Origin of the sequence: Micromonospora sp. LA-10 (genome assembly GCF_051853095.1) — a bacterium.
In the GTDB taxonomy this organism is placed as follows: Bacteria; Actinomycetota; Actinomycetes; order Mycobacteriales; family Micromonosporaceae; genus Micromonospora; species Micromonospora echinospora_A.
In genome coordinates this window covers 3,985,053-4,003,040 of the sequence record NZ_CP195710.1, presented here as the reverse complement: position 1 = coordinate 4,003,040, position 17,988 = coordinate 3,985,053, and the positions used below count along the sequence as shown (strand labels likewise).

Below are 17,988 nucleotides of genomic sequence, written 5' to 3'. Positions count from 1 at the left end.
GGCGTGCTCACAATGATCACCAAGCTTCTGGTCGCGAACCGGGGCGAGATCGCCCGCCGGGTCTTCGCCACCTGCCGCGCCCTCGGTGTGGCCACAGTCGCCGTGCACTCGGACGCGGACGCCGACGCGCCGTTCGTGGCCGACGCCGACCAGGCGGTACGGCTGCCGGGGAACACGCCGGCCGAGACGTACCTGCGCATCGACGCCACCCTGGACGCGGCCCGCCGGTCCGGCGCCGACGCCGTCCACCCCGGTTACGGTTTCCTGGCCGAGAACGCCGAGTTCGCGGCGGCGGTCACCGACGCGGGCCTGACCTGGGTGGGCCCGTGCGCGAAGGCGATCGCGGCGATGGGCGACAAGATGGCCGCCAAGGCGCTGCTCGCCGACGCGGGCGTGCCGATGCTGCCCACCTGGACCGACCCGGCCGAGGTGACCGCCTTCCCGGTGCTGGTCAAGGCCGCGGCGGGCGGCGGCGGCCGGGGCATGCGGATCGTCCGCGACGCGGCCGGGCTGGCCGAGGCCGTCGCGGGCGCGCGCCGCGAGGCGGCGGCGGCGTTCGGCGACGGCACCGTCTTCATCGAGCGGTACGTGGAACGCGGCCGGCACGTCGAGGTGCAGATCTTCGGCGACACCCACGGCGCCGTCGTGGCGCTCGGGGTGCGTGACTGCTCCATCCAGCGCCGCCACCAGAAGATCGTCGAGGAGGCGCCCGGCGTGCTGCCCGACGACGTGCGCGCGGAGCTGCACGAGGCGGCGGTGGCGGCCGGGCGGGCTGTCGACTACGTCGGCGCGGGGACCGTGGAGTTCCTGCTCGCGCCGGACGGGCAGGTGCACTTCCTGGAGATGAACACCCGCCTCCAGGTGGAGCACCCGGTCACCGAGCTGACCACCGGGCTGGACCTGGTCCGGCTGCAACTGCTCGTCGCCGAGGGCGAGCCGCTGCCGGTCACCGCGACACCACCGGCCGACGGCCACGCCATCGAGGTACGGCTGTGTGCCGAGGAGCCGGCCCAGGGCTTCCGCCCGGCCACCGGCACGCTGCACCGGTTCGCGATCCCCGGGGTGGCCGCCGAGTTCGGCCCGGCCCGTGGGCTGCGGCTGGACTCCGGTGTGGTGGACGGCTCGACGGTGAGCGTGCACTACGACTCGATGCTGGCGAAGCTCGTCGCCTGGGCACCCACCCGCGCCGAGGCGGCCCGCGCGCTCGCCGGCGCGCTGGCCCGCGCCGAACTGCACGGCGTGGCCACCAACCGGGACCTGCTGGTACGCGTGCTGCGCAGCCCGGAGTTCGCCGCCGTGGACGTGGACACCGGTTTCCTGGACCGGCACCCGGAGGTGTTCGAGCCGCTGCTGCCGGCCGAGCAGCTTCCGGTGGCGGCGCTGGCGGCGGCGCTGGCCGGGGCCGCCGCGCGCCGGGCTGCTGCCCCGGTGCTGGCCGGGCTGCCGTCGGGCTGGCGCAACGTGCCGTCCTTACCGCAGGTCACCAGCTTCACCGTCGGCGACGGCGAGGAGATCGAGGTCCGCTACCGCCTGGACCGCACCGGCGGCCTCGCCGAGTGGGGAAGCAAGGGCCCCCTCTTAACGGATCCGGTAGAGGAAGGGTCCCCTGTTAACACCGAGCTCCCGCAGGTCGAGCTGGTGACGGCCGCCCCGGACCGGGTGGTGCTCGACGTCGACGGGGTACGGCGGGCTTTCCGCGTACACCGGGTTGGGTCGTCGGTCTTCGTGGACGGCCCGGACGGGGCGGCGAGCCTCACCGAACTGCCCCGCCTGCCCCTGCCCACCGCGGAGCTGGCGGCCGGGTCGCTGCTCGCGCCGCTGCCCGGAGCGGTGACCCGGGTGCACGTCGAAGTCGGTCAGCGGGTCGCCGCCGGTGACCTGCTGCTGACGCTGGAAGCGATGAAGCTCGAACATCCCGTGCTCGCCCCCGCCGACGGCGTGGTGACGGAACTGCCGGTGCCCGCCGGCGGTCAGGTCGAGACGGGCGCCGTACTGGCCGTGGTGGACCCCGAGGAGGACCCGCAGTGAACTTCGACCTCACCCCCGAACAGGATCAGCTCCGCGACGCGGTACGGGAGCTGGGCCGCAAGTACGGCCATTCCTACTTCGTGTCGAAAGCCAAGTCCGGCGAGCACACCGCCGAGCTGTGGCACGAGGCCGGCCGGCTGGGCTACCTGGGCGTCAACATTCCCACCGAGTACGGCGGCGGGGGCGGCGGCATCACCGACCTGACGCTCGTCTGCGAGGAACTGGCGGCGGCGGGCTGCCCGCTGCTGCTGCTCGTGGTCTCCCCCGCCATCGCCGCCACGATCATCGGCAAGCACGGTACGGAGGAGCAGCGCAAGAAGCACCTTCCCGGCCTCGCCGACGGCTCCGAGAAGATCGTCTTCGCGATCACCGAGCCGGACGCCGGCTCGAACTTCCACCGCCTCTCCACAGTGGCCCGCCGCGACGGCGACGACTGGCTGCTCACCGGCCGGAAGATCTACATCTCCGGCGTCGACGAGGCCGGGCACGTGCTCGTGGTGGCCCGCACCGAGGACGCGTCCACCGGAAAGCTCAAGCCCGCGCTGTTCATCGTGCCGACCGACGCGCCCGGCCTGGAGAAGTCCAAGCTGGACATGGAGATCCTGTCGCCGGAGAACCAGTTCCTGCTCTTCCTGGACGACGTCCGGCTCCCCGCCGACGCGCTCGTCGGCGAGTCGCTCGACGCCGGGCTGCCGGCGCTGTTCGCCGGGCTAAACCCGGAGCGCATCACTGTGGCCGCGATGGGTGCCGGCACCGGCCGGTACGCGATCGACAGGGCGAGCGACTACACCGCCACCCGCAAGGTGTGGGGCGGGAACTCGATCGGCTCGCACCAGGGCGTGGCGCACCCGCTCGCGCACGCGGCCGTGCAGGTCGAGCTGGCCCGGCTGATGATCTACAAGGCGGCGACGCTCTACGACGCGGGTCGCGACCTGGAAGCGGGCATCTCCGGCAACATGGCCAAGTACGCGGCCGGCGAGGCCGCCGCGCTCGCCGTCGACACCGCCGTCCAGGCGCTCGGCGGGGCCGGCATGGCCACCGAGTACGGCGTGTCGACGCTGCTCGGCGCGGTACGCGCGGGCCGGATCGCCCCGGTCAGCCGCGAGATGATCCTCAACTTCGTCGCCCAGCACGTGCTGGGCCAGGACAAGTCCTACTGACCGCTTTGTTCGCGCGTGCCCGCCGTGGCGGGACCACGTGGCGAGCGGCGGCCCGGGGTACGGCGGGTGCCCGATCACCCGCCGTACCTCGGGGGTCCGTCTGTGGGCGGTGTGGTCGAGGAGACCTCGGCCTCGCCACTCCCAGGATCGACGCTCACGGTAGCGGCTCCCCGACGCGGAGCGATACGGCAGACAGCCAAAGGATGTAACGATTTTTGCTCGATCAGCGCTTTTGGCACTCCGAAGTGGAGCGTCACTGACGGGAAACCGTCTCAGCTCGCAGGTTGACAGGTCGCCGCGCTGGGCCATGCTTGTCGGGTGAGATCGTTCCCGAAGCCCGATGCGCGGGCGAAGGCCGTCGTCGCGTCCATGGCGACGGTGGCGGCGGTGGTGGCTCTCGCGGTATGGCGCCCGCCCGGCATCCTGTCGGTCGTGCTGGCCCTGGTCTGCGTCGTGCTGGGCATGATCGCCGGGGTGACGATCACCGCGGCCCGCCAGCCCGACAGCGGTGGCGGGCACCCCCCGTCGCCCGAGCACTGGCTCCCCGAGGCCGGGTACGGAGTGGACGCCGACACGCTCGAGGCGATCGACCCCCGGGCCGTGCGGAACCTGCGCACCCCGGGCGGCCACCCGGTCGACGCGGACACGCTGGAGGCCCTGGACCCGCGGGCGGTACGCGGCCTGCGGACGCAGACCGCGGTGGACGCGGACACGCTGGAGACGCTCGACCCGCGGGCGGTGCGGCAGGGCCGAGGCGTCAGCGACCGGTGAGCGTGGGCCCGGCGAGCGCGTTCACGCCCCGGCCGGCCAGGCACCGGTAGGTGCGGTCGGCGTCGGTCTCCGGCGGCAGCACCTCCAGGTTCCAGCCGTTCGCCGCGTCGGCGCCACTGACCACCCGGAACGTGTCGGGGTTGCACACCTTGCCGACGACCGGGTCGGCGGCGACCGCGCCGTGCTTGGCGCCGGCGAGACCGGCCGGCAGGTCACCCGCCGCATAGGTCTCCCACGTGTGCTGGCCGTCGCAGGGCACCCGGCTCGCCTCGGCCCGGTCGCGGCGCAGCCGTACCGGACCGAAGCACTCCAGCTCGGAGGCGCACCGCACGCCGGCCGGGAGCCGCACGTCGGCGGACGCGCACCCGGGCGACGGCGCACCGACCACGCCACTCGCCACCGGGGTCGGCGGAGCCGCGGGCGCGTGACCGGCGGCCAGCCAGCCGCCACCCGCCGACGCCGCCAGCGCGAGCACCCCGGCGCCGCCGAGGAACCAGCGCTTGGGCCAGCGCCGGGCCCGCGACGGCACGGTCGGGTGGTCGTCGTCGGCGGGCGGGCGCGGGTTCGGGCCCGCGCTCCGGTATCGCTCGCCGCTGTCGTAGAGCACGCCGCCGGCCGGGGCGCCGTCCAGCGGCAGCCCGGCGAGCAGGCCGCGCAGCTCGACCGCGGAGGGACGCTCACCCGGGTCGTTGGACATCCCCAACCGGAGTACGTCGATCAGCTCGCCGGGCACCCCGGGCAGCCCGGGAATGGGCTGCTGGAACATCTCCAGCACGGTGACCAGGCTCGGGTTGCGTTCCGAGTGCCAGCGCGGCGGCCGGCCGTACATCACCGCGTAGAGGGTGGCGCACAGCGAGTAGACGTCGACGGCCGGGCTGGGCGGGCTGTGGTTGAACGTCTCCGGCGGCGCGTACGCCGGGGTGAGCGCCTCCAGCATGACCGAGGAGTCACGGAACTCGGCGAGTACCGCCAGGCCGAAGTCGGCGAGCACCGCCGAGTTGAACTCGGAGTGCAGGATGTTGGCCGGCTTGACGTCCCGGTGCAGGACGCCCGCCGCGTGCGAGTGGGCCAGCGCGTCGGCGATCTTCACGCCGAGGTCGCGGGTCTCCTCCGGGCCCAGCGGCGAGGTACGCATCCGCTCCGCGTACGAGCCGTCGCACAGCTCCATGATGAGGTAGGGGTGCTGGTCGACGGTGACTCCGACGTCGAAGAGGTCCACCACGTGGGGGTGTGACGACATCCGGCCGGCGGCGCGGGCCTCGCGCAGGAAGCGGGCCTGGTCGCGTTCGCTGTCCAGCGTCCGGTTCTCGATTTTGACCGCCACCTCGCGCCCCACCGAGATCTGGGTGGCCCGGTAGATGGTGGCGTAGCCGCCCCGGGCGAACACCTGCAGATCGGTCAGACCGGGCACGATTGGCAGCCGCACGGCGCCGGACGGGGTCTCGGTCACGGTTCGAAAATACCCAACTGGTCCGGCCGGTCAGCGGGCCGCGTCAGTGGCCGGCACCGGATCCGGCGCGGAGTCGCCCGGCCCGGCCGTGCCGGCAGCCGCCCGGCGCGCGTCCCACCACAGGCCGACGGCTGTCGCGACCGCGCCCAGCCCTTCCCACGCGGCGACCGCGAAGAACCGGTCCGGCGCGACGTCGGACAGCACCGCGATGGTGAAGACGGTGAACGTGACCAGGCGGAACCAGACAGTGAACCGGTAGAACGGCCGCCACTCGGTGGCGACGGCGAGCAGGTAGTAGACCCCCATGTTGAACGAGGCCATCGACGACGCGGTGAGGAACGTGCCGGTGTAGTCGCCCGGGGCGCGTTCGGCCGGCACCTCGAAGCCGAGCAGGCGAAGCTGTGTCTCCGGCCAGATCAGCCCGAGCGCGCCGAGCAGCAGCGCGAGGAGCCCGAAGACCGCGATCGTCCAGCCGGCGCCCGAGCGCGGCAGCCTCATCGTCCCTCCCCAGCATGGTCTGCCGGTGACGCGCGCGCGTACCGGTGTGCGACAGTCGATCCACGACGGACGCCGCCCCACGCTAACCGGCCCCACCGACGAGCACATCCCCGGAACCGGTAGAACAACGACCGATCAGCCGCCGGAGAGCCGGACCCGCAACGCGTCGGCGACCATCCGCTCGCTGCGCTGCTCGGTGGCGTACGCGAGACGTACCGCCTCCTCCGCGCTGGCCAGCGCGTCGGCCCGGCGGCCGCAGGCGTCGAGCGCCTCGGCCAGCACCAGCCGCGCCACCACCTGGCTGCGCACGTCCTCGGCCGGTGCGGTGATCGACCGCTGCGCCCAGTCGAGCGCCTGCTCGCGCTGGCCGTGGGCGAGCAGCGCGGCGGCGTACCGGGCCATCGTCTGCCGACGGGAGAACAGCAGCGAGGGCGCGTTCGCCGCGCCGGTGGCGACCGGGGCGAGCAGCCCCACGGCGGTGCCCGGGTCACCGGCCGCGAGCCGGGCCATGGCGAGCAGCACCCGCGGCGCGACCTGGGCCGGCGCCTGTGGGTTGTGCGGTTCCACCTGGGTCAGCACCGACCGCGCCTCCCGCTCGGCGGTCTCGTGGTCGCCCATGTCCAGCGCGACGAAGCCGCGCAGCGTGCCGGCCATGCCGGTGAGCAGCGGGTGGGTGGTCCGGGCGGCGTATTCGAGCGCGTCGGTGAACAGGTCGGCCGCGTGCTCCGGCTCGCCCAGCCCGCGCGCCACCACCCCGCGCACAACGAGCGCGAAGCCCTGCCCCCAGTCGTCGCCCACCTCGGCGAAGTCCCGGTACGCGCGCCGCGCCGCCCGGTCCGCCTCGGCCAGGTCGCCCAGCTCGGCGGTGGCGTACGCCTCGACCGCGCGCAGCGTGCCGACCGCCCACGCCTCGCCGACCCGCTCCCCGAACGGCAGGAACACCCGCGCCATCCGGCACGCCTCCCGCAGCCTTCCGGCGAGCAGCCGGGCGAACGCGGTGGTGCCGCGCAGCCAGGCCCGCCCGTACGGGTCCTTCAGTTCGGCGAAGAGCCGGGCGGCCCGGCCGAGCACCGCGTCGGTGCCGGCGAAGTCGCCCCGGGTGGTGGTCACCCAGGCCAGGTTCTGCAACGACCAGGCCTGTCCGCGCGGATCCCGCGCCGCCAGGCTGACCTGATAGGACGCGGCCAGCCGGCTGCTCGCCTGCCCGAGCCGGCCGGCGATGAAGTCGGCCATGCCGAGCCGCCGCATCGCCGACGCCCGCATGGTGGGCAGGTCGGCGTCGGTGGCCACCTGCAACGCCTCCTGCCAGCTGCGCTCGGCCCGCTCGGCGTCACCCAGCGTCTGGTGGGCCTGCCCGGCCAGCAGCAGCGCGGCGGTCCGGGTGGCCGGGTCGCCGGTGTTCGCGGCGATCTTCTCGGCGAACGCGAGCGCGTCGGCGGGGCGGCCGATCTGGAGCAGCGCCCGGGCGTGCGTCACCCGGTCGGCCGGCGGCACGCCGTCGCGGGCCAGCTCGGCCGCGCGCTCGGCGTACTCGACCGCGAGAGCCGGCTCCCCCGACCGCAGTGACCGGCGGGCGGCCCGGCCGAGCGCGGCCACGCCCAGCGGGATGACCGCCCGGGCCGGCGCGTCCGGGCGCAGCTTGACCGCGTCGGCGAGCGCTGTGGCCCGCTCGACGTGCTCGGCGACGAAGTCGTCCCGGGCGGCCTCGCTGAAGGCGCCCGCCGGGGCGCCGCTCGTGTCGGCCACGCTCTCCGGCGCGGCCCAGCGGGCCAGGGCCGCGTGCCGTTCGGCCAGCTCGGCCTTGCTCACCCCGGCGTACGCGGCCTCCCGCATCAGCGGGGTGGCGAAGGCGAACCCGGTGCGGGTGCGGTGCAGCATGCGGCGTTGCAGCAGCTCCTCCACGGCCCGGTCCAGCTCGACGGCGGCCACCGCGGCGGGCCGGCCGTCCTGCCCGATCCGCTGCTCCCGCAGCGCCTCCAGCGCACCGGCGGGCACGGTGTCGCCCACCACCGCGGCGTCGCGCAGCGCCGAGCGGGCATCCCGCGGCAGCGCGTCGATACGCGCGGCGAGCACCGCGGCCAGGTCCCGGGAGAGCAGCCGGCTGCCGAGCGAGCCGGGGGCGAGACGCCAGCCGACGTCCGTGCCCCGGCCCGGTCCGGCGGTCAGCGCGCCGCGCTCCATCAGCAGCGTCACGAGTTCGGCCAGGTAGAACGGGTTGCCCTGAGCGGTGGCGAGCAGCCGGTCCGCGTCGGGCTGGGGCATGCGGCCACCGGCGAGATAGCTGGTGAGCAGCCGGGAGGCGTCCGCGCCGCGCAGCGGCGGCAGCGCGTGCACCTCGGCGTCCGCGACCCGGGTGAGCGCGCCGGCGGTGCGGACCAGCTCGGGCCGGCCGAGCAGCAGCACGAGCACCGGTCCGCTGAGCCGGTTGAGGGTCAGCGCCAGCGCCTTGAGCGTCTCGGCCGTGGCGTCGTGCAGGTCGTCCACCACGATCACCAGCGGCGCCTCCACGGCGAGCGCGGTGAGCAGGTCGGCGACAGCGATCGGCACGGCTTCGTCGTCCGGTGGCGGCCCGGCCGCGTTCCACTCGCCGTTCTCCGTGGCGGGCGGCAGTTCGGCGTACCCGAGCAGGGCCAGGAGCTGGTCCACGGCGATCGGCGGCGGGTCGCCGGGGAGCCGGGACAGACGCTGGCCGAGCCGGCGCAGCCGCTCCTCGACGGCCGGGCGGGTGACAGCGGTGGCGGCGTCGCCGGGCAGGCCGACGGCGGCGCGGACCAGGTCGGCGAGCGGGGCCAGGCGGCGGCGCTCGCCGAACGCGGCGCAGCGCACCGAGAGCACCCGGGCGCCGGTGTGCGCGGCGTACCGGCCGGCGCCGACGTCGTATCCGGCGGCCAGGCGTTCCACCTCAGCCGCGAACCGGGACTTGCCGATCCCCGCCTCGGCGGTCATCAGGAGCACCCGGGGCTCGCCCCGGTCGATCACCTCGGCGAGCCGGCCGGCGACGCGGCCGATCTCCGTCTCCCGGCCGACGAACGGCGCCTCGTCGCCGAGACCGGACCGGGTGCCGGGCGCGTCCAGCAGGCCCAGCAGCTCGTACGCCTCGACCGGCTCCCGCTTGCCTTTGAGCCGCAGCGGGCGCAGCGCCCGCCAGGAGGCGACGTGCCGGGTGGCCGCCGACGTCCGGGCGCCGGCGTAGACCGCGCCGACCGCTGCGGCGTCGGCCAGGCGCGCGGCGGTGTTCACCGTGTCGCCGATGACCGTGTACTCGATCGCGGCCTGGATGCCGGCGATCACGTCGCCGGTGTTGAGGCCGACGCGCAGGCCCAGCGGCGCGCCGCCGCCGCGCTCGTCGTCGAGCACCCGCCGGACGGCCCGCTGCATGGACAGCGCCGCGCGTACCGCGCGCTCGGCGTCGTCCTCGTGCGCGACCGGCGCGCCGAAGACCGCCATGATCCCGTCGCCGGTGAGCTTGTCGACGTGCCCGCCGAACGTCTTGACCGCGCCCGCGAGGGCGGCGAGCACCCGGTCGGTGACCGCGCCGACCCGTTCCGGGTCCAGGTCCTCCGACCAGGAGGTGAAGTCGGACAGGTCGCCGAAGAGCACCGTCACCACGCGGCGCTCGGCGGCGGGCAGCGTGGCGGCGGCCGGCAGCGCCGCGCCGCAGTTGTGACAGAACCGCGCCCCGGGTACCGCTACCGTCCCGCACACCGGGCAGGTCACGGCTGCTCCACCCCGAGGTGTTCGAGCTGGGCGCGGACGGACCACTCGGCGGCCCACCACAGCGACCTGTCGACGTCGGCGTAGACCACGGCGACGACCTCGGGAGCGGTGGTGGCGCCCGCGGCGACGGCGGCGCGCACCTGGTCCAGCCGGGCCCGCCGGTGGGCCAGGTAGAAATCGGCCGCGACGCCGCAGTCGGCGAGCGCCGGGCCGTGGCCCGGCAGCACCGGGACCTCCCGGTACGTGGAGAGCAGCTCCAGGCTCGACAGGTAGTCCCCGAGGTGTCCGTCGGGGTGGGCGACCACTGTGGTGCCCCGGCCGAGGATCGTGTCGCCGGTCAGCACCACCCGATCGCCGTCGTGCTCGGCCAGGAGGCAGACCGAGTCGGCGGTGTGCCCGGGGGTGGGCAGCAGCCGCAGGCCGAGTCCCATGTCGAGGCGTGTGTCGGCGGTGAGCGGGGCGCCCCCGGCGGTGTGTGCCGGGTCGGCGGCGAGAACCGGCACGTCGCCGAGCAGCTCACGCAGCCGGGGTGCGCCGTCGGTGTGGTCGGGGTGCCCGTGCGTGATCAGCACGCACCCGATGCCGCCCTGGGCCGCGATCGCGGCCAGGTGGCCCTCGTCGGCCGGTCCCGGGTCGACCACCAGGGCCGGCGCGTCCGGCCCGGCCCGCAGCACCCACGTGTTGGTGCCGTCGAGCGTCATCGGCCCCGGGTTCGGCGCGCGCAACAGCGTCACCCACCCCGGCAGCCCTTCCGCAAGCGCCCCAGCGGCCCCGGCCATACGCCCACCCATGGCAGCGATCGTACGACTCCCCCGGCCACTCCCCGCGATCTTGCAGTTCCCGCCGCTGCTTTGTCCCCGTCTGAGGCTTCTGTCAGGGCGGCAACCGCAAGATCGCGGGCTCGTCGCCGGGTTAGGCGACCTCGACGATCAGCTCCACCTCGACCGGGGCGTCGAGGGGGAGCTCGGCCACGCCCACCGCGCTGCGGGCGTGGCGGCCGGCCTCGCCGAACACGGCGCCGAACAGGTCCGAGGCCCCGTTGATCACGCCGGGCTGGCCGGTGAAGCCGGGCGCGCTGGCCACGAAGCCGGTCAGCTTCACGACCTTCACCACGTTCTCCAGCCCGACCAGCGCGTCGATCGCGGCGAGCGCGTTCAGCGCGCACCGCTGCGCCAGGTCCTTCGCCTGCTCGGCGGAGACGCCGTTGCCGACCTTGCCGGTGGCGAGCAGCTTGCCCTCGGCCATCGGAAGCTGGCCGGAGACGTAGACGTGCTGCCCGGACTGGACGGCCGGCACGTAGCTGGCCACCGGCGGCACCACCTCGGGCAGTTCGAGGCCGAGCTCGGCGAGCTTCGCGTGGGGTCCGTTGCTCATACGGCTCAGCCCTTCGGGCGCTTCAGGTACGCGACGAGCTGCTCCGGGTTCGGGCCGGGCACCACCGAGACCAGTTCCCAGCCGTCCTCGCCCCAGTTGTCGAGGATCTGCTTGGTCGCGTGGACCAGCAGCGGCACCGTGGCGTATTCCCACTTCTGCATCGGAGGAGGGCTCCCTTGCCTGACTTGGACTTCGGTCAGGCACAGCCTACGGTCCGCCGTCGTCAGCGGGACGCGGGACGCGGCTCCGGCGCGGACGGCGGCTCGCCGCACGGGCCCTCGTGCTCGAAGCGCTGCGGACACCGGCTGCGGTCGGGCAGCAGCAGGTCGCAGAAGACCCGGTGCCTGTTGTTCTGGTCGTCCGCGGTGGAGACGGTGGTCTCGCCCGCGTCCAGCTCCACCAGGAAGCCCAGCGAGGTGGCCACGGTGCCGGCGAGCGCGGTGGCCGCCGCGAGGTCGGGCACCCGGACCGGCAGGTGGATGACGTAGCCGGGCTCGTCCTCCTCCCGCCCCTTCGCGCCGGGGCGGGACAGCGTCCGGACCACCTCGACCGGAAGGCGGTACGACCGCTCGTTGAACGAGGCGGGCACGTCGGCCTCGTCGGGCCGGCCGGACCGGTCGCCGGGGAACTGGGCTCGGGGGGTGTTCTCCGCGTCGCGCATGCGTCGCCTCCGGGCGTCGTACCTGCTCACTGACACCGCCATCCGCCTCGGCACCGTCCGGCGGGTCCGGCTCTCCGTGTCGGGACGAACGTAGGACCTCCGACCAGTCCCGGCAACGGGACGCGCACGCTTCGTCACGCCCAGTCACATATGCGACACAAGCCTGGTCCGGAACGCGACCGCGAACTCACCTCCGACGGGTGTGCACACGGGGCTGGCAAGCGCCCCGCCGACCGCTACCCTTCCGGACTGGGCACGCGCGGACGCGCGCCCGACCACCTCGACCCGTGCCCGTCGCCTGGGGCGGCGACGGGAGCCGCAACCCGGGGGAGACAGATGACCCAACCGCCCGCCGGTGGCGACACCGGCATGCCCGGCGACCCACATCCACAGTCACCGCCCGACGGCGGCACACCGTCGGGCTCCCTTCCCGCCGCCGGGCCACCGGGCCATCCGCCCGGTCCACCGGGCGGCCAGCCACGCAAGCGACCGGCCCTGCTGATCGCCTCCCTGGTGCTGGCCGCCGCGGTCCTGCTCTGCGGCGGTGGGGGCACTGCCGCGTTCCTTGTCCTGCGCGACGCCGAGGACGGCCAGGGAGCCAAGGAGCCGCAGGTCGCGGTGGACGGCTTCCTCAAGGCCGTCTACCAGGAGCGGGACCCCGAGAAGGCGGCCGCGTTCGTCTGCTCGGCGGCACGCGACGACGAAAAGATCACCGCCAAGGTCGCCGAGGTCCAGAAGTACGCCGAGCAGTACCAGAACCCCCGGTTCCGCTGGAGCAACCCGACCGTCGACAACCAGACCGGGGACCGGGCCACGGTCTCCGCCCGGGTGACCATGACCACCGCCGACGAGAAGGTCGCCGAGCAGTCCCTGCGCTTCACGGTGGTGCGGAAGACGGGATGGTGGGTCTGCGAGGTCGGCTGATCCGCCCGGCTGGTTAGGCTCGACGGGTGGCAGCGAGTGAGCAGCCGGCCGAGTCCGCCGGCAGATGGCCGGCCCGCCTGCATGTGGTGACCGGCAAGGGCGGCACAGGCAAGACGAGCGTGGCCGCCGCGCTGGCCCTCGGCCTGGCCGCCGGGGGCCGGCGCACCCTGCTGGTCGAGGTGGAGGGCCGGCAGGGCATCGCTCAGCTCTTCGGCACCGACCCGCTGCCCTACGAGGAGCGGCACCTCGCCGACGCGCCCGGCGGCGGTGAGGTGCGGGCGCTGGCGGTCGACGCCGAGGCGGCGCTCCTCGAATACCTGGACATGTTCTACAAGCTCGGCGCGGCCGGCCGGGCGCTGCGCAAGCTCGGCGCGATCGACTTCGCCACCACGATCGCGCCGGGCCTGCGCGACGTGCTGCTCACCGGCAAGGTCAAGGAGGCGACCACCCGCACCAGCGGCTCGCGCCGGACCTACGACGCGGTGGTGCTGGACGCGCCGCCGACCGGACGCATCGGCCGCTTCCTGAACGTGACCGCGGAGACCGCCCGGCTGGCCAAGGTCGGCCCGATCAAGACCCAGAGCGAGGGCGTCTCCGTGCTGCTCCGGTCGCCGATGACCGCCGTGCACGTGGTCACGCTGCTGGAGGAGATGCCGGTCCAGGAGACGCTCGACGCAGTCGCCGAGCTGACCCAGCTCGGCTTCCCGGTCGGCCGGGTGATCGTGAACGGCGTCCGCCCGCCGGTGCCGGCCGGCCGGGCCGTGACCGCGGCCGAGCTGAAGCGCGGGCTGGCCGCCGCCGGCCTGCCGACCGACGGCCCGACCGTGGCCGGGCTCGTCGAGGAGGCCCACGACCAGCGGGTACGCCGAGAGCTGGAGGACTCGCTCCGGGGCGACCTGGTGGAGCTGGGCCTGCCCATGATCGAGCTGCCGCTGCTGCCCGGAGGAGTCGACCGGGCCGGGTTGGAGACGCTCACCGAGACCCTCGTCCGGGCGGATTGACTCACACCTGCGACCGGCACGGAGCAGAGTGCCCCTCGGGACCGATACGCTCGATTGGTGCCTTCCGAAGACGCGGCGCCTCCGCTTGACGTCGACCAGATCCTCGCCGACGACGGCGTACGGATCGTGGTCTGCTGCGGGGCGGGCGGCGTGGGCAAGACGACCACCGCCGCGGCGCTGGCGCTGCGCGCGGCCGAGCGGCACGGCCGCCGGACCGTGGTGCTCACCATCGACCCGGCCCGCCGGCTGGCGCAGTCGCTCGGCCTGACCGAGCTGGACAACACGCCCCGCCAGGTCAAGGGCATCGACGTCGAGGCCAGCGGCGGCGAGCTGCACGCCATGATGCTGGACATGAAGCGCACGTTCGACGACGTGGTGCTCCAGCACACCGACCCGGCGAAGGCGGCGGAGATCTTCGCCAACCCGTTCTACCAGGCCATGAGTTCCACCTTCGCCGGCACGCAGGAGTACATGGCGATGGAGAAGCTGGGCCAGTTGCACGCCCGGGGCGAGTGGGATCTGATCGTGGTGGACACGCCTCCGTCGCGGTCGGCGCTCGACTTCCTCGACGCTCCGGCCCGCCTGTCCCGGTTCCTCGACGGCCGCATGTTGCGGCTGCTGCTGGCCCCGGCGCGTACCGGTGGGCGCAGCATGTTCAACCTGGTGACGGCGAGCTTCGGGATGTTCTCCAAGGTGGTGCAGAAGGTGCTCGGCGCCCAGCTGCTCACCGACCTGTCCGGCTTCGTCGCGGCCCTCGACTCGATGTTCGGCGGGTTCCGGCAGCGGGCCGAGCAGACGTACCGGATCCTGCAGGCCCGGGAGACGGCGTTCCTGCTGGTCGCGGCGCCGGAGCCGGACGCGGTCCGGGAGGCCGCCTACTTCGCCGGTCGCCTGCGGGAGGAGCAGATGCCGCTGGCCGGGCTGGTGCTCAACCGGGTGCACCGGCCGGCGGCGGACCTGTCCGCGGCGGAGAGCCTGGCCGCCGCGGAGCGGCTGGCCGCGGAGGGTGGGCACGAGGGCACCGTCGAGGTGCTGCGCGCGCACGCCGCGCTGGCCCAGCAGGCGGAACGCGAGGAGCAGGTGGCGGCGCGGTTCACCGAGGCGTTCCCGGCGGTGCCGGCGGTGTCGGTGGCCGCGCAGCCCGCCGACGTGCACGACGTCGACGGGCTGCGGACGATCGGCGAGGCGATCAGCCGGCGCTGACCAGCAGGTCAGGTGGCAGTGGTCACCAGGACCTTGTCCTTGCCGGTCTTCTCCTTGGCGTTCTTCTTCATGGCCGCCTCGAACATCTTGCGCCAGCTGGTCACCTGCGGGTGACGGCGCAGCAACGCACGGCGCTCGCGTTCGGTCATGCCACCCCACACACCGAACTCGATCCGGTTGTCGAGCGCGTCGGCCAGGCACTCGTACCGAACTGGGCAGCTCCGGCAGATCCTCTTCGCCACGTTCTGTTCGGCGCCCTGTACGAACAACGCGTCCGGGTCTCCGTTCTGACATGCCGCCAGTGACGGCCAGTCAGTGATCATGCCCATCTGTACACGTCCCCCCTTGCAGTACCTACCGACTTCGTGCGAGCAGCCCTCGAACTCCCCCCGGTCGTTCGCGCCGGCCTCCCCAGGGCGGCACGAACGACGCATGGCTGCCTTCGCCGCCACCCATCATGCTGTGTAGTCGCCCGATTACGCAACGTTGTCGGCGAAATCCATCATTCCGGACACTCCCGGCTTCCCGGGCTTTCGCCCGCGTCTACCCCGCCCGGGTACGTGAAAACGCTGCGCCGCTCCCGGACTTCGCCAGAGACTTCCGCCGGATCTCACGCAACCCAGGACCAGGGCTCGTGCGTTTAGCACAACGAGGCCGGCGCATGCAGGAAATGGGGAAAGTTCCCCGCGCGCCCGCCGATCCCTGCTCGCGTACCCTGTCGAGGTGACCTGGATGCGGAAACGTGACCACAACGTGCTGACCAACGCCGCATCGCTGCTGATCTGCGGCCTGTTGGCCGGAGTGGTGGTCGCTGCGGCGGCCTTCCCCGCGGTGGCGATGACCGGACTGGCCGCGAAGGCCGGCTCGGAGACATTCGGCGCGCTGCCCAAGGAGCTGACCGTCGCGCGGTCCCCGCAGATCACCAGACTGCTCGCGGCCGACGGCAAGACCGTGCTGGCCACGATGTACGACGAGAACCGCAAGGACGTCAAGCTCAAGGACATCTCGCCGCACATGCAGAAGGCCATCATCGCGGCCGAGGACCACGACTTCTACAAGCACAACGGCGTGGACCTCAACGGTGTGGCACGGGCGTTCGTCAACAACCAGTCCTCCGGCTCCTCCCGGCAGGGCGCGTCGACGCTGACCATGCAGTACGTCCGGCTGGCCATCTCCTACTCGGCCACCCACCCGGCCGACGTGGTCGCCGCCACCGAGGACACCAGCGCCCGCAAGCTGCGCGAGATGAGCCTGGCGCTGCAGATCGACAAGGAGCTCTCCAAGGACGAGATCCTGGAGCGCTACCTGAACATCGCCGCGTTCGGCAACGGCGCGTACGGCATCTGGGCGGCCAGCCAGGTCTACTTCAACAAGCCGCCGAGCAAGCTGGACATCCAGGAGTCGGCGATGCTCGCCGGCATGGTGAAGGCGCCCACCGCGTTCGACCCGACCACCCCCGCGGGCTACCCGGAGGCGGTCGGCCGGCGCGACTACGTCATCGGCAACATGGTGCAGATCGGCGCGATCACCCAGCAGGAGGCGGACGCCGCCAAGAAGATCAAGCTCGAGGTCAAGGGCAAGCGCACCCCGAACGGCTGCACCCAGACCACGACCCGCTCGTGGGGCTTCTTCTGCGACTACCTCTACCGCTGGTGGCTGCAGCAGGAGACGTTCGGCGCCACCTCGTACGACCGTGAGCGGCGGCTCAAGAGCGGCGGCTACACCATCGTCTCCACGCTCGACGTGCAGGCGCAGAAGGCCGCCGACAAGGCCGTCCGCAAGAACCTGGGCGAGAGCAGCAAGGCGGCCCGGATGGTGGCCGCCGTCGAGCCCGGCACCGGCCGGGTCCGCGCCGTCGCGGTGAACCGCAACTTCAAGCTCGACGACCCGGACGACCCGCAGAACAAGATCTCCAGCGACCCGAAGAAGGCCAAGAAGAAGATCCGGGGCAACTACCCCAACACGGTGAACCCGCTGATCACCGGTGGCCCCGGCATCGCCGGCTACCAGGCGGGCTCGACCTTCAAGATCTTCACGCTCGTGGCCGCGCTGGAGAAGGGCTACCCGCTCAGCTACCCCATCAACGCGCAGCCGGTGTTCAAGTCGGACTACCCGGTCGAGTTCAACTCGCCGGCCGCCTGCCCGGGCACCAACAAGTACTGCCCGAAGAACGCCAACGCCTCGATGGCCGGCATGCACAACATGTGGAGCGGCTTCGGCTTCTCGGTGAACACGTTCTTCATCGAGCTGCAGCAGCGGGTCGGCGCAGAGAACGTGGTGAAGGCGGCACAGAAGCTCGGCATCTCGTTCCGCTCGTCGAGCGACGCACAGCTCGCCGCCAACCCGCACCAGTGGGGCGCGTTCAGCCTCGGCGTCTCGCAGACCACCCCGCTGGAACTGGCGAACGCGTACGCGACGCTCGGCGCCGACGGCAAGTACTGCGAGCCGATCCCGGTGCAGGAGATCCGCGGCCCGGAGGGCGAGAAGCTCGACGTCGCGAACCCGCGCTGCGAGCAGCGGATCAGCACCGAGGTGGCCCGGGCCGCCGTGGACGCCGCCCGCTGCCCGGTTGGTGACCGCTCCTCGACCACGAAGTGCGGCACCGCCACCGCCGGCAACGTCCGCAACATCGTCAAGGCGCCGGTGGCCGGCAAGTCCGGCACCACCGACTCGGAGAAGACCTCCTCGCTGGTCGCGATGACCAAGCAGTACGCGGTGGCCGGCATCATGGCCGACCCGGACTGGCCGCAGACCACTCAGAAGATGGGTCACGACACCCCCACCGGCATCAACCCGGCGGTCTACGAGACGCTGCGGGGCGCCATGGAGGGCAAGGACCGGAAGAACTTCACCCCGCCCAGCGGCAAGATCGTCCTGGGTGACCAGCGGTCCATCCCGGATGTGAAGTGCGCGTCCATCGAGAGCGCGAAGTCCCGGCTCAAGGGCGCCGGCTTCGAGCCGGTGGTCTCCAGCAACAAGGTGGCTTCGGACTGCCCGGCGGGCACCGCGGCCGGCACCAGCCCGAACGGACGCACCATCAAGGGCGGCGTCGTCATGATCGAGGTCAGCTCCGGCAAGGGCGACGCGGACCAGGGCGACGCGGCGACGCCCGGCCGGCCCGGCGGACCGGGTAACGGCGGCCGTCCCGGACGACCACCGAACTGATCCCGCCACCTGACGAACGAGCGGCGGCCATCTCCT

General features: G+C 73.3%; 15 protein-coding genes. 7 read left to right on the top strand and 8 right to left on the bottom strand.

The genetic code is table 11. The annotated features are described in order from the left end of the window. The first annotated feature begins 12 nt into the window (after positions 1 to 12). The 3 genes from ACSDG8_RS18935 to ACSDG8_RS18925 all read left to right on the top strand — a co-directional run bounded on the left by ACSDG8_RS18935 (position 13) and on the right by ACSDG8_RS18925 (position 3,959). A complete protein-coding gene (locus ACSDG8_RS18935) occupies positions 13 to 2,028 on the top strand; it encodes a biotin carboxylase N-terminal domain-containing protein (RefSeq protein WP_439427123.1) in 2,016 nt (671 codons plus the stop codon). Then, positions 2,025 to 3,188: an acyl-CoA dehydrogenase family protein gene (locus ACSDG8_RS18930; RefSeq protein WP_439427122.1), complete on the top strand. Its 1,164-nt coding sequence runs from the start codon at positions 2,025 to 2,027 to the stop codon at positions 3,186 to 3,188. The genes ACSDG8_RS18935 and ACSDG8_RS18930 overlap by 4 nt, the downstream gene beginning before the upstream one ends. A 318-nt stretch (positions 3,189 to 3,506) precedes the next feature. Next, positions 3,507 to 3,959 carry a hypothetical protein gene (locus ACSDG8_RS18925; RefSeq protein WP_210894288.1) on the top strand — a complete coding sequence of 151 codons (453 nt, stop codon included), beginning with the start codon at positions 3,507 to 3,509 and terminating at the stop codon, positions 3,957 to 3,959. Here the strand turns inward: ACSDG8_RS18925 and ACSDG8_RS18920 are convergent. The 7 genes from ACSDG8_RS18920 to ACSDG8_RS18890 all read right to left on the bottom strand — a co-directional run bounded on the left by ACSDG8_RS18920 (position 3,946) and on the right by ACSDG8_RS18890 (position 11,659). Continuing rightward, positions 3,946 to 5,409 carry a serine/threonine-protein kinase gene (locus ACSDG8_RS18920; protein ID WP_210894290.1) on the bottom strand — a complete coding sequence of 488 codons (1,464 nt, stop codon included), beginning with the start codon at positions 5,407 to 5,409 and terminating at the stop codon, positions 3,946 to 3,948. The two genes, ACSDG8_RS18925 and ACSDG8_RS18920, sit on opposite strands and share 14 nt — an antisense overlap. A gap of 30 nt (positions 5,410 to 5,439) precedes the next feature. Then, complete coding sequence (locus ACSDG8_RS18915; RefSeq protein ID WP_210894292.1) at positions 5,440 to 5,907, bottom strand: hypothetical protein; 468 nt, start codon at positions 5,905 to 5,907, stop codon at positions 5,440 to 5,442. 135 nt (positions 5,908 to 6,042) lie between these two features. Beyond that, complete coding sequence (locus ACSDG8_RS18910) at positions 6,043 to 9,624, bottom strand: adenylate/guanylate cyclase domain-containing protein (RefSeq protein ID WP_439427121.1); 3,582 nt, start codon at positions 9,622 to 9,624, stop codon at positions 6,043 to 6,045. Continuing rightward, a complete protein-coding gene (locus tag ACSDG8_RS18905; RefSeq protein WP_439427120.1) occupies positions 9,621 to 10,415 on the bottom strand; it encodes an MBL fold metallo-hydrolase in 795 nt (264 codons plus the stop codon). Before ACSDG8_RS18905 ends, ACSDG8_RS18910 begins: the two co-directional genes overlap by 4 nt. 121 nt (positions 10,416 to 10,536) lie before the next feature. After that, positions 10,537 to 10,998: a RidA family protein gene (locus ACSDG8_RS18900; protein WP_030502086.1), complete on the bottom strand. Its 462-nt coding sequence runs from the start codon at positions 10,996 to 10,998 to the stop codon at positions 10,537 to 10,539. A gap of 5 nt (positions 10,999 to 11,003) precedes the next feature. Then, positions 11,004 to 11,159, bottom strand: coding sequence for a DUF4177 domain-containing protein (locus tag ACSDG8_RS18895; protein ID WP_013289021.1), 156 nt, complete (start codon positions 11,157 to 11,159; stop codon positions 11,004 to 11,006). Positions 11,160 to 11,221: 62 nt separating this feature from the next. After that, the gene (locus ACSDG8_RS18890; RefSeq protein ID WP_439427119.1) at positions 11,222 to 11,659 is read right to left on the bottom strand and encodes a hypothetical protein; all 438 of its coding nucleotides are present in this window, start codon (positions 11,657 to 11,659) and stop codon (positions 11,222 to 11,224) included. Positions 11,660 to 11,995: 336 nt separating this feature from the next. Here ACSDG8_RS18890 and ACSDG8_RS18885 point away from each other — a divergent pair, with 336 nt between their 5' ends. Genes ACSDG8_RS18885 through ACSDG8_RS18875 form a run of 3 tightly spaced genes read left to right on the top strand, consistent with a single transcriptional unit; the run spans position 11,996 to position 14,787 of the window. Then, entirely contained in the window at positions 11,996 to 12,583 is a 588-nt protein-coding gene (locus tag ACSDG8_RS18885; protein ID WP_210894298.1) for an Rv0361 family membrane protein, read from the top strand. A gap of 26 nt (positions 12,584 to 12,609) precedes the next feature. Continuing rightward, positions 12,610 to 13,584, top strand: a complete 975-nt coding sequence (locus ACSDG8_RS18880; protein ID WP_439427118.1) for an ArsA family ATPase — start codon at positions 12,610 to 12,612, stop codon at positions 13,582 to 13,584. 54 nt (positions 13,585 to 13,638) lie between these two features. Next, entirely contained in the window at positions 13,639 to 14,787 is a 1,149-nt protein-coding gene (locus ACSDG8_RS18875) for an ArsA family ATPase (protein ID WP_210894301.1), read from the top strand. Positions 14,788 to 14,795: 8 nt separating this feature from the next. Here the strand turns inward: ACSDG8_RS18875 and ACSDG8_RS18870 are convergent, their stop codons facing one another. Next, positions 14,796 to 15,116 (bottom strand): WhiB family transcriptional regulator, encoded by a 321-nt coding sequence (locus tag ACSDG8_RS18870; protein WP_210894303.1) that lies wholly within the window; start codon positions 15,114 to 15,116, stop codon positions 14,796 to 14,798. A 403-nt stretch (positions 15,117 to 15,519) separates the two neighbouring features. On the opposite strand from ACSDG8_RS18870, the gene ACSDG8_RS18865 reads away from it, so the two are divergent. Then, positions 15,520 to 17,952: a penicillin-binding protein gene (locus ACSDG8_RS18865; protein WP_210894305.1), complete on the top strand. Its 2,433-nt coding sequence runs from the start codon at positions 15,520 to 15,522 to the stop codon at positions 17,950 to 17,952. Positions 17,953 to 17,988 lie beyond the last annotated feature (36 nt).